This is a genomic window from Cyclobacterium sp. 10D3-21, from assembly GCF_055809755.1.
In genome coordinates, this window is sequence record NZ_CM147924.1 from 4,059,732 (window position 1) to 4,072,308 (window position 12,577).

The 12,577-nt window shown below is 38.0% G+C and carries 11 protein-coding genes; 10 read left to right on the forward strand and 1 reads right to left on the reverse strand.

Translation table 11 applies throughout. The features are described 5' to 3' along the window. Window positions 1-507: 507 nt before the first annotated feature. The 7 genes from AC0L7T_RS16050 (at window position 508) to AC0L7T_RS16080 (ending at window position 9,121) form a co-directional block, all read left to right on the forward strand. The gene (locus AC0L7T_RS16050; protein WP_473336508.1) at window positions 508-1,467 is read left to right on the forward strand and encodes a ferritin-like domain-containing protein; all 960 of its coding nucleotides are present in this window, start codon (window positions 508-510) and stop codon (window positions 1,465-1,467) included. 26 nt (window positions 1,468-1,493) lie between these two features. Beyond that, window positions 1,494-3,626: a LodA/GoxA family CTQ-dependent oxidase gene (locus AC0L7T_RS16055; protein ID WP_473336509.1), complete on the forward strand. Its 2,133-nt coding sequence runs from the start codon at window positions 1,494-1,496 to the stop codon at window positions 3,624-3,626. Further along, on the forward strand, window positions 3,623-4,768 hold the full coding sequence (locus tag AC0L7T_RS16060; protein ID WP_473336511.1) for an FAD-dependent monooxygenase: 1,146 nt from the start codon (window positions 3,623-3,625) through the stop codon (window positions 4,766-4,768). Before AC0L7T_RS16055 ends, AC0L7T_RS16060 begins: the two co-directional genes overlap by 4 nt. A gap of 86 nt (window positions 4,769-4,854) precedes the next feature. Then, complete coding sequence (locus AC0L7T_RS16065; protein ID WP_473336513.1) at window positions 4,855-5,004, forward strand: hypothetical protein; 150 nt, start codon at window positions 4,855-4,857, stop codon at window positions 5,002-5,004. A 9-nt stretch (window positions 5,005-5,013) separates the two neighbouring features. Beyond that, entirely contained in the window at window positions 5,014-5,472 is a 459-nt protein-coding gene (locus AC0L7T_RS16070) for a tRNA (cytidine(34)-2'-O)-methyltransferase (protein ID WP_473336515.1), read from the forward strand. 3 nt (window positions 5,473-5,475) lie between these two features. After that, on the forward strand, window positions 5,476-6,432 hold the full coding sequence (gene rlmF, locus AC0L7T_RS16075) for a 23S rRNA (adenine(1618)-N(6))-methyltransferase RlmF (protein WP_473336516.1): 957 nt from the start codon (window positions 5,476-5,478) through the stop codon (window positions 6,430-6,432). Window positions 6,433-6,901: 469 nt separating this feature from the next. Further along, a complete protein-coding gene (locus AC0L7T_RS16080; protein WP_473336518.1) occupies window positions 6,902-9,121 on the forward strand; it encodes a TonB-dependent receptor in 2,220 nt (739 codons plus the stop codon). 79 nt (window positions 9,122-9,200) lie between these two features. Here AC0L7T_RS16080 and ypfJ read toward each other — a convergent pair whose 3' ends face one another. Further along, entirely contained in the window at window positions 9,201-10,100 is a 900-nt protein-coding gene (ypfJ, locus tag AC0L7T_RS16085; protein ID WP_473336519.1) for a KPN_02809 family neutral zinc metallopeptidase, read from the reverse strand. A 432-nt stretch (window positions 10,101-10,532) separates the two neighbouring features. Between ypfJ and AC0L7T_RS16090 the strand changes: the two genes are divergently transcribed. From AC0L7T_RS16090 to AC0L7T_RS16100, 3 genes are read left to right on the forward strand one after another with little or no spacing between them, the layout of a single operon-like run. After that, complete coding sequence (locus tag AC0L7T_RS16090) at window positions 10,533-11,291, forward strand: helix-turn-helix transcriptional regulator (RefSeq protein ID WP_473336521.1); 759 nt, start codon at window positions 10,533-10,535, stop codon at window positions 11,289-11,291. Window positions 11,292-11,297: 6 nt separating this feature from the next. Next, window positions 11,298-11,759, forward strand: a complete 462-nt coding sequence (locus tag AC0L7T_RS16095) for a GyrI-like domain-containing protein (protein WP_473336523.1) — start codon at window positions 11,298-11,300, stop codon at window positions 11,757-11,759. A gap of 13 nt (window positions 11,760-11,772) precedes the next feature. Further along, window positions 11,773-12,192, forward strand: a complete 420-nt coding sequence (locus AC0L7T_RS16100; protein ID WP_473336524.1) for a DUF1801 domain-containing protein — start codon at window positions 11,773-11,775, stop codon at window positions 12,190-12,192. Window positions 12,193-12,577: the final 385 nt, after the last annotated feature.

Genomic DNA, 12,577 nt, shown 5'->3' on the forward strand with positions numbered 1-12,577 from the left:
GTAGTTTGGTTGAACCATAATAATACCAGCAGCAACTGATTTAAATCATTTATTACAACTTGTTTTGTCAAAATAATGGCGATCAATTGAATCGGTAAGATTTGATATTATTCCACGAAAATGGAAATACAAATTATTATTTCATCTATTGTCTGCCCATTAATTTTTCACTTAGGTGAATACATATAACAAGAAAAGCCAACCATTTTCACCATAAAAAGTTATTTCCACCTTGTTTTTAGGTGTTTTAATTTAGGTATTCTTTATCCTTGAATTTGCAATAAATCACTTCCAGAATGGAAACTTCTTTAAAATCAGTCAATTTTTGCTATTTCCTTATCACCATTGCGACACCATCTCTCAGGTTTCAATTCATCTGATTTTCTTGCAGTTACAACACTTCTTGGTTGAAGTCAGGAAATGCAATTGAATTATTCGGATTTATCAATAAAGTATCAACTCTCTTAATACCAACCTTTAGCATCTGCTAACCAAAAAAGTAAACAAATGATATTAACCCATGAAGACTGGAATCTAGAACATTTAAAAGTTCACTTACAGGGAGCAGTAGACCTTGAGTTATGGACGATTCCATTTTATATGTCTGCGATGTATTCTATAAAAGACAAATCAAATGATTCCTATCAATTAATTAGAACAGTTGTTAACCAGGAAATGCTGCATTTGCAATCCGCGGCAAATATTGCCAATGCTTATGGATTATCACCCACCATTGATGCACCTGTTTATAAAGGCACTACCATTCCACATCTTGATTTCTCATTGGATAAGAAAGAGGTAATTAAACCTTATCTGCCTTATACTGCTGAGATAGGTGGTTTGGATTTAAAGCATATCAATGCAATGTGTTTGGTTGAGATCCCAGACTATGAAACGGAAGAAAAGGTAACCCTTCATAGTAATATGGAGGAATATGGTAGCATTGGAGCATTTTATGAGGCCCTTCGCTTGGGTACCTCCCTTTTAAAGGAAAATATCAAAGGTGGAGTGAAACAAGTAGACTTCTTTTCTGCCTTTTATAGGAATATGCCTGACATGACTGTTTCAAATTCAAAAGCATCAGGCTACAATCAAGTAAGCTTACTCATCGACCTCATTACAGATCAGGGAGAAGGACAATCGAAGGCGAGTGAAACAATATTAAAAACTTTCCAGAATACTGCAGATGATCAAAATCCAGTGGATGACCATTTCGAGAAGTTTAACCTGATAAAAAACAACAGTTCTTTACCAGAAATCTTTCCTGTAAAGCCCCTATCAGAATATACAAAAAAAGATAAAGAACTAGAAGGTATATTGATTGAACAATTTACCACCTTAAGAATTTCCTTGCAAAATCTTTTTAAAGGAGAGAACCCTGAAAATTTCTTCCCCATTATGGCAAGTGTTGGTGGTGCAATTCGTAACTGCTGGGAAAATGGGGTTACTCCAAAATACAGTGAATAATGAGCCTTTATTTAAAACACCAAAACATGAAAAATAAAACCGTATTTAGGGTACATCCTACTATCAATTTTGCCCGTTTCGGAACCAGTGATGACTATATATTGTCTCCAGAAACCAGTGCCGGTTTACCACAAGAGGGAATTGACGTTACAGGAGGATTACCCATCAAAAAAGGAACTGAAAAGACGCCTGTAACCAGTAAAGACCTTAGAGATGAAGATGGAAACTTAAAGAAGCAAGCTGGCAGGTTCCGCATTTATGCTTATGATCACAATGGTGATTCAAGTTACCCAGAAGGCGGTGGAATTGAAGTAACTATTGGTACCAAATTGCCTGACGGTAGAGTGGTAAGTGATTTAATCTGGTCTAGCCATTTGGCCAATAAGAAAGCGGCTGTATACAATGTAGTCAACAATAAAGGAATAGAGGCTTATGCACCCGTGGAAAAGGTCATTGATGGAAAAACTGTACTGGTTCCTCAAGTTCCCCAATTGCGTAATCCCGAAACCCATGGCGATATTGATTCTCCTTATCGTTTAAACAGATTAATGATTGACCCGGGACCAAGAACCATTTCAGCTTCAAAAAAAGAAAGTGCGAAATTTGATAACCGTACCATACCTACCTGTTTAAATAAGAATGGACAAATAGAAAAATTGCCAGATTACCCAGTACGCTTCCCTTCGGATTCCAATGACGAACTTTTTGAGCCCAATGGTGCCTTGGATACCTTAGGAGAAATATTAACCGATGATAAAGGACGTTTATTGGTATTGGCGAGCTCCGGAAATGCTGTCGGGCAATACGATGAATATGGGGTGCCTATTCAGATGACTGGTGATCTAAATAATGTAGGATGGTTTGATTCAGCTTCCGATGGTCCCGTTTCCGTAACGCTAGAGTTCAAGGATGGAAGTAGAGAAGAAGCTTTTGGGGCCTGGATAGTATGTGGTGATCCTGCTTATGCCCCACAAATCCGTAATGTAGTGTCAGTATGGGATGATGTATACGATACCTTTGTTCGTGAATTAGATTTACAGCCTGATCTATTCCATAAAACTTCAAATTCGGCAAAAGGTACCGATGATCCAAATAATGGAGAGTTTAACCCTGATTATATTCCTAATTTTGCAAATGACATCAAACCAACTTTTGTAGCCTGTACTTTACAAAGGTGGACTGCCAATTTACCTGAAATGGCATTAAGGGCACATTCAGCAGTAGACGCTATAAGCGAAAATGATGACCCTAATCGAACGATTATGGCAGCTTTGAATTTCCTTAGAAACCCTAATAAAGACGAAACCAACATAGGAGCTCCCTTAATGCCTTTATCATTAGGAGCAGCAGGGACATCCTTTATGACGGTTACAAAAACCCAATACTTCCTGCTAGAGCAGTGGAGTAAGAAAAAGTTTAGCAAAGGGAATAAAAGAAATTTGGGACCAGGCGAATTTTTAGATATGGCTTCATTGTCCAATTGCCTTGGCGGACGATACGTTCCTGGAATTGAGGTAAGTTATACCGTGCGTTGCAAAGACATGTATATTCAGGATTGGAAAAAGTCCGGTGCGGGACCCTTCCGAATCAAGCATTATCCTTTGGACTATAAAGACCTAAAAAAAGACACCCCTTACCTTTCTAGTGGATGGATTCCTCTACACGACATGACCGATGGTATAGAACCAGGAGATATTTCTAAGTTTATGGCTACTCCATGGCAAACAGATTACAACTCCTGTTCCATTCATCAAACAGACATTAATACAGATGGCGTGAACGAAAGCAATGGTGCCGAAACCACCTTGTATTGGTCATGGCCTTCTCAAAGACCTGATGCCGTTTATGTGGCAGAAGAAGTAGTAAAAAATGTTCTGCCCAAGCAAAAATGGTCTATTCGTGGCCCTGGAACCTATGCAGTAAATCCAGCACAAGCAGCTACATTTCAAGATCCGTTAGATGCTGTTAACAATTGGCATAAAATTGGAATCATTATTCAAGGAACCAATGTTGAAATGGATGACAAAACGTTTTCTCCTGAACTGTATTTAGAAGTACAGGGACAGTTAACCAATACTGGAGATGCTACAGACCCTGTAGCAGAATGGCCATTTAACGCCAATCCTCCAAAAAAATCCAAAAAAGACCATCCTTTTTGAGTAAAGCAGAAACATTTGATGTGGTAATAATAGGAGGTGGCCCCGCTGGATTAAGTGTGGCCATTTCCCTTCTTTTGAAGCAGAAGCTATCGATACTTATTATTGAAGGGCAGTCACCCGGTGAAGAACGTATAGGAGAGAACTGTCCCCCGGAAACCATCTTGCTTTTAAAACAACTGGGAGTAGCCGGAGCATTTTATAAAGGCAACCATGCACCCTGTCCAGGTTATGCTTCTGTATGGGGTAAAGCAGACGTAGGATACAACGATTTTATAGTGAATCCTATGGGGCCTTCCTGGCGTTTAAACCGAAAAGTTTTTGATAAGATGTTGGCTGAAAAAGCCCTAAAACTTGGGGCTCAAATATTGTGGTCTACCCGGTTTTTAGATACTTCTTCTGAAGGAAAAATGCACGTTTTACGTTTAAAAGAAAGGACTGAAAATTCAGCGTACGAAATAAAAGCACGATTTGTTGTAGACGCTTCTGGTTCCCGATCCCGATTTATCAAAGCCATAGGTATCAGTAAAACCATAGAAGACCGCTTATTTGCGTCCATTCGAATGGCCACAATTACTGAAGGAAAGCCAACTAAACAGGTACAGCTAGAAGCCGTACCCAATGGATGGTGGTACAATACTGCATTGCCCGATAACCGGATCATCACCATGAAGATTACGGATAAAGAGGGTATAACGGCATTACAAGGATCTAATCATAAAGGTTTTGAGAGCCAATTACACCATACAGCATTTATTTCAGAACGCTTGCAAAAACTACGATTAAAAGATTACCAATACTATACCTGGCCAGTTTATTCAGGAATTTCCCCAGTTATTGAAGGGGAAAATTGGGTGGCTATTGGTGATGCCGCGTCTAGTTATGATCCTGTAGCTGCTCATGGTATTTACAAAGGGATCAGTGATGGAATTCAGGTAACTTCTAAGATTCTTTCCTTTTTCAATGGTAAAGAAGACGACAAATCGTTTACAGCCTTCATTAAAAACCGTTATGCTATATACAAGAAAAACAGGGCCTATGTTTATGCTTTAGAGCAGCGTTGGTGGGATGCGCCATTTTGGAAACAAAGAAGTAGTGTACCTATTGACATCAATCGAAAAGGCAAAATTAGCAGCCATCCGTAAGCCAAAATCCCACTTATTTCTTATATCAATATCCCTACTATTTGGTAGCTAGAGATCTATATTCTCACCTATAACTTCTATTCTTTATGAATGTCGGAGAAAGTCTACTCTGGCTATTTTTCGTTGCACTCACCATCATTTTGTCCTATATTCACCGCTTAGGGCTAACAGAGGCAATGAAGTCCTTCATCAATAAAGACTGTAATGCCCACACCCAAACCGTTGTAAAGGATTAACTAAAAATAATGGGATTAAATATTGTATTAATTGAACCAGAGATACCCACAAATACAGGAAATATTGGCCGATTGAGTTTAGGTTCCGGGTCAACATTACATCTTGTAAAACCCTTTGGCTTTGAATTAAGTGACAAAAGATTAAAAAGAGCCGGCTTGGATTATTGGAAGCATATTTCTCTCTTTATTTATGAGAGTATTGAGGACTTCTATGCAAAGAACGAAGGCAAACAATTTGCTTACTTCTCAAGTCATGGGAAACAAGATTACTGTTCCATTGATTATAAAGAGGACATGTTTCTTGTTTTCGGTAAAGAATCCACCGGTCTGCCCGAAAGTATAGTCGCCGAAAACCTTGATTCGGTTTATAATATCCCTATTTACAGTCCTCATATCCGGAGTTTAAACTTGGCCAACGCAGTAGCTATTGTTGTATATGAAGGCATTAGAAACATAAAAACACAATAAAACATGTCTTCAGAAAAACCAAAACAAGAGAAAGAAAGGCTACATTCACGCAATAAGAACCGAGAAAAATATGATTTGAGTGCTTTATCAGCCGCTATCCCGGAATTAAAAAATCACATTAGACCCAGCAAATCCGGGGAAGCATCTATTGATTTCACAAACCCAGTTGCTGTTAGACTTTTAAACCAAGCAATACTCCATCACTATTATGGGATAAAACATTGGGAATTTCCTACAGAAAATTTATGTCCCCCAATACCCGGAAGAGCAGATTACCTCCATTATATTGCTGATATATTAGCTGAAAACAATGCTAACAGGATCCCAACTGGAGACAAATTTACTTGTCTTGATATCGGCATAGGGGCAAGTTGCATTTATCCAATTATTGGAGTGACAAGTTACGGATGGAAATTTATTGGGTCTGATATTGATACAAAATCAATTGCATCCGCCCAACACATTGTACAAGCAAATCCATCCTTAAAAGGTAAAATTGAATGTCGTTTACAAAAAGAGCCTGAATCCATTTTTAAAGGTATAATTAACCCCAACGATAGAATCGATTTAACGATAAGTAATCCTCCTTTTCATGCATCAATTGAGGAGGCCCAAAAAGGAACACGGAGAAAAATTAAGAATCTATCGGGTAAAAAGGTAAAAACACCTACACTCAATTTTTCAGGTATAAGGCATGAGCTTATATTTGATGGTGGAGAAGCCAGGTTTATTCAGAAAATGATTAGCGAAAGCAAAAAGTTTTCTAAAAACTGTTACTGGTTTTCAACATTGGTGTCAAAAGAGTCAAACCTTAAAAGGATTTATAAATTACTAGAACAAGTTGGTGCAAATCAGGTGAAAACGATCCCCTTGGGAACAAATAATAAATCGAGCCGAATAGTAGCATGGACATTCCTCATTGAGGAAGAAAAACAGGCGTGGATCAAAAAGAGATGGTAGATTCCATTGTATAATCAACAATAGTAGGACTGCCCATTTTGTTCAAAGCGTCAATTATTTTGATCCAATGTAGCCATAAATCAACTTTCTCTCTACTTGATTCAAACGCTTTCTAAAACGCAAAATCAACTTCTCCCCCATTTATTTCATCTCTTGTTCAGGCTGAACAATTCTACAATCTTTCATCGAAATAGGCAATAAATATTTATTGCCTATTTCGATGAAAGACAATGTCCTTTCCAGTATCCCGAAACTCATTTTTTTCCTGCACCTTTCAACATAAGATAATTTTAGTTACAAATCACAAAAAAGAAAGGAATGCCCTTATCTTTGTTTTCTTAACTAATTGTACCGGATAAAGAACGAAAGCCATGGCCTGATCCACTTTATTTTGGTATTGGTTACTTAATCTACCAAATCAGTCTTACGAAATACAAACCCGATCATCATCTAAAATAAATTTTGCCCAATGAATCGAATATTTATTGCCTTCTTTTTCCTCCTAATACAAACCAATCTTTTTGCACAAGCCATTGAAGGAACCGTTATCAACAGTAAAAAAGAACTTGTTTCTGATGCACAAATATTAAACCTTTCCACTAAAAACCACACCCATAGTGATGAAAATGGCAAATTCCTTTTGCAAAACATTACCCTTGGAGATACGCTAAAATTGTCTCATATAGGGTATGAAGTAAAGAATATCATCGTCCAATCTTTATCTTCTCCTTTAACGATTGTCTTGGAAGAGAAATCCATTTCCCTGGAAGGAATAGTTATATCGCCTAAAACAAATGCCTTAAACCTTATCACTACCATAGACCTGGAAACCAATCCAGTAAACTCTTCTCAGGATATTTTAAGGCAGGTACCAGGACTTTTCATAGGTCAACATGCTGGAGGTGGGAAAGCTGAGCAAATATTTTTAAGGGGTTTTGACATAGATCACGGCACAGACATTGGCATTACAGTAGATGGCTTGCCTGTCAATATGGTTTCGCATGCTCATGGCCAAGGCTATGCAGATCTGCACTTTGTTATTCCTGAAACAGTCGACAAAATTGATTTTGGAAAAGGGCCATATTATGCTGACAAGGGGAATTTTGCCACAGCAGGCTATGTGAATTTCAAAACCAAACGTAACCTGGAAAACAGTTCAATAAAAATGGAGAAGGGGCAATTTAGCACCAACCGTATTTTGGGCATGTTCAGTGTTTTGAACAATGAAAAGCACGACGCCTATATTGCCACGGAATACCTCAGTACAGATGGACCATTTGAAAGCCCTCAGAATTTCAACAGAATAAATTTGTTCGGAAAGTACACCGGGAATATTACACCCTTAGATAAATTGGGCATCACCTTCTCCCATTTATCAAGCAAATGGGATGCCTCCGGTCAAATCCCTCAAAGGGCCGTTGATTTGGGGATGATTAGTCGATTTGGTGCCATTGATGATACAGAGGGGGGCAATACAGGTAGAACCAATGTAATGGTCAATTATGAAAAATTTATAGATGAACAGTCCTTTATTAAAAGCACCGTTTTTTGCAGTAAATATGATTTTGAGTTGTTTTCCAATTTTACATTTTTTCTTGAGGATGACGTCAATGGGGATCAAATCAAACAAAAGGAAAGTCGGAACATCTACGGTTTAAATAGTGAATATTATTGTTCATTTACTTTCAATGAAATCGAAGCAACACTACAGGCTGGTGTTAATCTGAGAAATGACCAAAGTATTAACAACGAGTTATCCCATACCTTAAATCGAAGGCAGCTCCTTGCACGCATACAGTTTGGGGAAATTAATGAAACCAATTTCGGCACTTATCTAAATACTAATTTTTATTATAAAAAGTGGACATTTAACCCCTCTTTTAGGGTTGACTATTTTGATTTTCAATACAATGATGCTTTGCAAGCTACCTACCAAACCCAAACCTCTTCAAAAACAATTGTAAGCCCCAAATTGAATGTTTTGTATGATTATACTCAAAACCTTCAATTGTACCTAAAAGGAGGTAAAGGTTTTCATTCCAACGATACCCGGGTAATTCTTGCACAAAGTGGAAAGGAAACCCTCCCTGCGGCTTACGGCTTGGATGCCGGCCTTGTTTGGAAACCTGCTCCTAAGTTACTGGTAAACACGGCCTACTGGTACTTATTTCTGGAACAAGAATTTGTATATGTGGGTGATGCGGGAATAGTAGAGCCAAGTGGTAAAACCCGAAGACAAGGAATTGACTTAAGTCTCCGTTATCAGCCATTAAAATGGTTGTTCTGGAATTTTGACACCAACTATTCACATGCCAGGTCTATGGAAGAGGAAAGCGGAAATGATTATATCCCATTGGCTCCTGATTTTATTTTAGAAAGCGGACTAAGTGCCCTTCATAAATCAGGGATTTATGGAGGAGCGAATGTGCGACATATCAAAAACAGACCTGCCAACGAAGACAACTCGATTGTTGCAGAAGGCTATACAGTAGTAGACCTGAACATGGGCTACAAGTGGAAAAATTTAAACTTCGGAATACAAATTCAAAACCTTCTAAATACCGAATGGAATGAAACGCAATTTGCTACAGCATCAAGGTTGCAAAATGAAACAGTGCCTGTAGAAGAAATACACTTTACTCCAGGAACTCCCTTTTATATCAAAGGAGTAATTGAATACAAGTTTTAACGGAAATACGCTATTGGGAATGATTAGGGATAAAAGAATTTAAATTTTCTTTTATCCCTCTAATTTCATTTGGATTTTCTTAAAGTGATTCAGCATTAAATGTATCTCCCTGCGCTACATCCCCGGTTTCAAAACCTTTCTTAAACCACCTAACCCTTTGTTCCGAGGTACCATGGGTGAAGGAGTCGGGCACTACCCTACCCGAGGATTGCTTTTGCAATCGATCGTCTCCGATGGCATTGGCTGCATTCAAAGCCTCTTCCAAATCTCCTGCCTCCATCATACTCATCTTGCTTTCAGAACGATTTGCCCACACACCGGCAAAAAAATCGGCTTGTAATTCTAACATCACAGAATATTTGTTGTATTCTGTTTCGCTAACTTGCCCCCTCAGTTTGTGTACCTTATCCGTAGTCCCCATTAACTTCTGCACATGGTGACCAACTTCATGAGCAATGACATAGGCTTGGGCAAAATCTCCCGGGGCATTTAACTTTTGCTCCATATCGTGGAAAAAACTTAAATCAATGTATAACTTTTCATCTCCTGGACAATAAAAAGGACCCGTAGCACTTGAGGCAGAACCACATGCAGAAGAAACCGAACCAGTAAACAATACAAGGGTTGGTTCACGGTAGTTTTCAAATATTCCATTCCATACATCTTCCGTACTCGCCAGGATTGTCGCACTAAAATCAGCCAGTTCATTCTCTTCTGCTGTACCTTGGTAGGCAGAAGACGAAACTTGTTGAACACTGTTTCCTGAAATTAAACCGCTAAGCAAACTCAGCGGATTGTTGCCAGTGGCAAAGGAGATTACAATGAACAAGCCTGCAAGAACCAACCCAACTTTTGAAAATAGAATTTTTATCAAGGGCCCCATCAATAGGGAACTGAATCCACCAATACCCCTACTTGGACCAGACTGTCCTCTACGGTCATCGACATTTGAACTTTGACGTCTACCTTGCCATTTCATACTTGAGATTTATGTGGTGGTGATTATTTTCTTCAAATTATTGCTTAAATATATTTAAATAATTATCCTTCAGAAGGATAAGGTTCAAATAAAATTTTCTTTTCTAATCAATTATTGTAGCCCTTCAGGAAAGGCTAAAATTAAAACCTAACATTCTTCATGCCAAAATTAGCGTAAAATTTATCTTCTTGAAGACATTATCAATCTTTAAAGCAAAATGCGTTTAGAATTGGATTAGTGCCAAGGATTAACTGAAAAAAAGGTTTATTTAATTTTGCCTTTGCTTATAATTTAAAGAATTACCCATAATAATACGCTTCAATTTGCCCCATACCTCAAAAACCATTAAGGACCTGATAATATCTTTTGACTATATTTACTTCAGGACCAATAGCGCTTAAAGCTACACAGCTAAAAGCAAAACCAACCGCAATGGCAGAAGACAAACCAAGATTGGCGAGATTGACGGCAATGCTGACCCAATTACAAGCCAAGAAGATAGTAACGGCAAAGGAAATAGCTGATAAACATCAGGTGAGCATAAGGACAATTTACCGAGATATCCGAACCCTTGAAAAATCTGGAATTCCAATAGTCACAGAAGAAGGAAAAGGTTTTTCTATCATGGAAGGCTATAAAATACCACCTGTTTTATTTACCCAGGAAGAGGCAAATGCCCTTATTACTGCAGAACAACTGATAAGAAAAAACAAAGACCTTTCATTGACCGAGCAATTTGAAAGTGCCATCACAAAAATCAAAGCTGTTTTAAAATGCACGCAAAAAGAAAAGACAGAACTACTGAGTAGCAGAATTCAAGTACGCAATAACGAGGAGCAAGTAAAAACCAGCAATTACCTTATTCAACTACAATCTAGCATAGCCAATTTTCAATTGGTGAAAATTGATTACTTGTCTCTGGACAACATTCCAAGCTATAGAGAAATAGAACCATTTGCTTTGTATACCACACAAGACAATTGGGTCCTTATTGCATTTTGCAGGTTAAAGAATGATTTCAGGGCCTTTCGGTTGGACTGTATAAAGCAAATGGAAATATTGGAAGAGCTCTTCAATCCACATGACATGAGCTTGCAACAGTACCTTGAAAAGTGTAGGGAAAAATACCAAACTACCCCTGACATACCTATGACACAAGGACAAGTTACATTTGCAAAGAAACAAAAATGACAAGATATGCAAACCGTGAAAATTGAACCTTTTAAAATCATAGGATTACCCATAAGAACGACCAATAAAAATGGTCAGGCTTCGAAAGACATTGCAGCCTTGTGGGGCAGGTTTATGGCTGAAAATACAATCGATAAGATACCAAACAAAATTGGTCCAGACATTTATTCTTTGTACACAGATTACGAAGATGACCATACAAAACCCTATACGACTATACTTGGTTGTTGCGTAGAAAGCTTAGATGAGATACCTGATGGAATGGTTGGAAGATCATTTGAGGGAGGGAATTATGTAAAATCTACTACGCAAGGAGATTTAATACAAGGAATAATCGTCGAACAATGGTCAAAAATTTTCGAGATGGATTTGAATAGAACTTATAAAGCTGACTTTGAAGTTTACGGTGAAAAAGCACAAAACCCATCAGCTGCGGAGGTGGATTTTTTCATAGGTGTAAATCAATAATAATATGGCCTCAATGGAATTAACAACCAATCCGAAGGTGAACACTGTTTTTGGCAATTATCCAGATTTGGTAAGAGCAAAAATGCTATACCTGCGTAAATTGGTTATTGAGACAGCAGAAGAAATTGAAGGGCTTTCTAAATTGGAGGAAACTTTAAAATGGGGAGAACCAAGCTATGTTACCAAAAATGGCAGTACACTGAGAATGGATTGGAAGGAAAGGACGCCAGATCAATATGCCATGTATTTTCAATGTACCAGCAGATTAGTTCCCACATTCAAATTGGTTTTCAACAGTCAATTTTATTTTGAAGGAAATCGCGCCATAATATTTCCGCTCGACCAAAAAATTCCGGAAGCTGAACTAAAAGAATGCATTAAAGCTACCCTCACTTACCATAAAGTCAAGCACCTGATGACTTTGGGAATTTAAATTTCTAATGTCCTTTTACAAATTGCCAATGTTTGCAAAAGCCCTTTCAAAGAATTGAAAGGGCTTTTTCTGTGTATCGTTTTTCTGAATTACTTCCATTTGGGAACTTTGCCTGTCGAAGCAAAAATTATTTTTCGAAAACCAAAAGCGAATTGGAAGAAAAAGGCTGGATATCTTCTCTGGCACCACGAAAACCGAACCCCAGACATTCTATTCGCAACTGGAGCCTGATAAACATTCGTAATTAAATAGGAATCCGGCGCCAGGATCTTCCCATTAAAGTAGAAAACCTTTTCCCCGAAGAACGAGCAATTGATCCCTATCAATTTTTTAAAATTGTTTGAAAATGGAAATCCACTGAGTATAAAATAAGGGCGTTTCACTA

Excerpts from the sequence above, each read along its gene's own strand:
- AC0L7T_RS16100 (WP_473336524.1), top strand. The coding sequence starts at position 11,773 with ATGGAATTAACAACCAATCCGAAGGTGAACACTGTTTTTGGCAATTAT.
- AC0L7T_RS16090 (WP_473336521.1), top strand. The coding sequence starts at position 10,533 with ATGGCAGAAGACAAACCAAGATTGGCGAGATTGACGGCAATGCTGACC.
- rlmF (WP_473336516.1), top strand. The coding sequence starts at position 5,476 with ATGTCTTCAGAAAAACCAAAACAAGAGAAAGAAAGGCTACATTCACGC.
- AC0L7T_RS16080 (WP_473336518.1), top strand. The coding sequence starts at position 6,902 with ATGAATCGAATATTTATTGCCTTCTTTTTCCTCCTAATACAAACCAAT.
- AC0L7T_RS16070 (WP_473336515.1), top strand. The coding sequence starts at position 5,014 with ATGGGATTAAATATTGTATTAATTGAACCAGAGATACCCACAAATACA.
- AC0L7T_RS16055 (WP_473336509.1), top strand. The coding sequence starts at position 1,494 with ATGAAAAATAAAACCGTATTTAGGGTACATCCTACTATCAATTTTGCC.
- ypfJ (WP_473336519.1), bottom strand. The coding sequence starts at position 10,100 with ATGAAATGGCAAGGTAGACGTCAAAGTTCAAATGTCGATGACCGTAGA.
- AC0L7T_RS16095 (WP_473336523.1), top strand. The coding sequence starts at position 11,298 with ATGCAAACCGTGAAAATTGAACCTTTTAAAATCATAGGATTACCCATA.
- AC0L7T_RS16050 (WP_473336508.1), top strand. The coding sequence starts at position 508 with ATGATATTAACCCATGAAGACTGGAATCTAGAACATTTAAAAGTTCAC.
- AC0L7T_RS16065 (WP_473336513.1), top strand. The coding sequence starts at position 4,855 with ATGAATGTCGGAGAAAGTCTACTCTGGCTATTTTTCGTTGCACTCACC.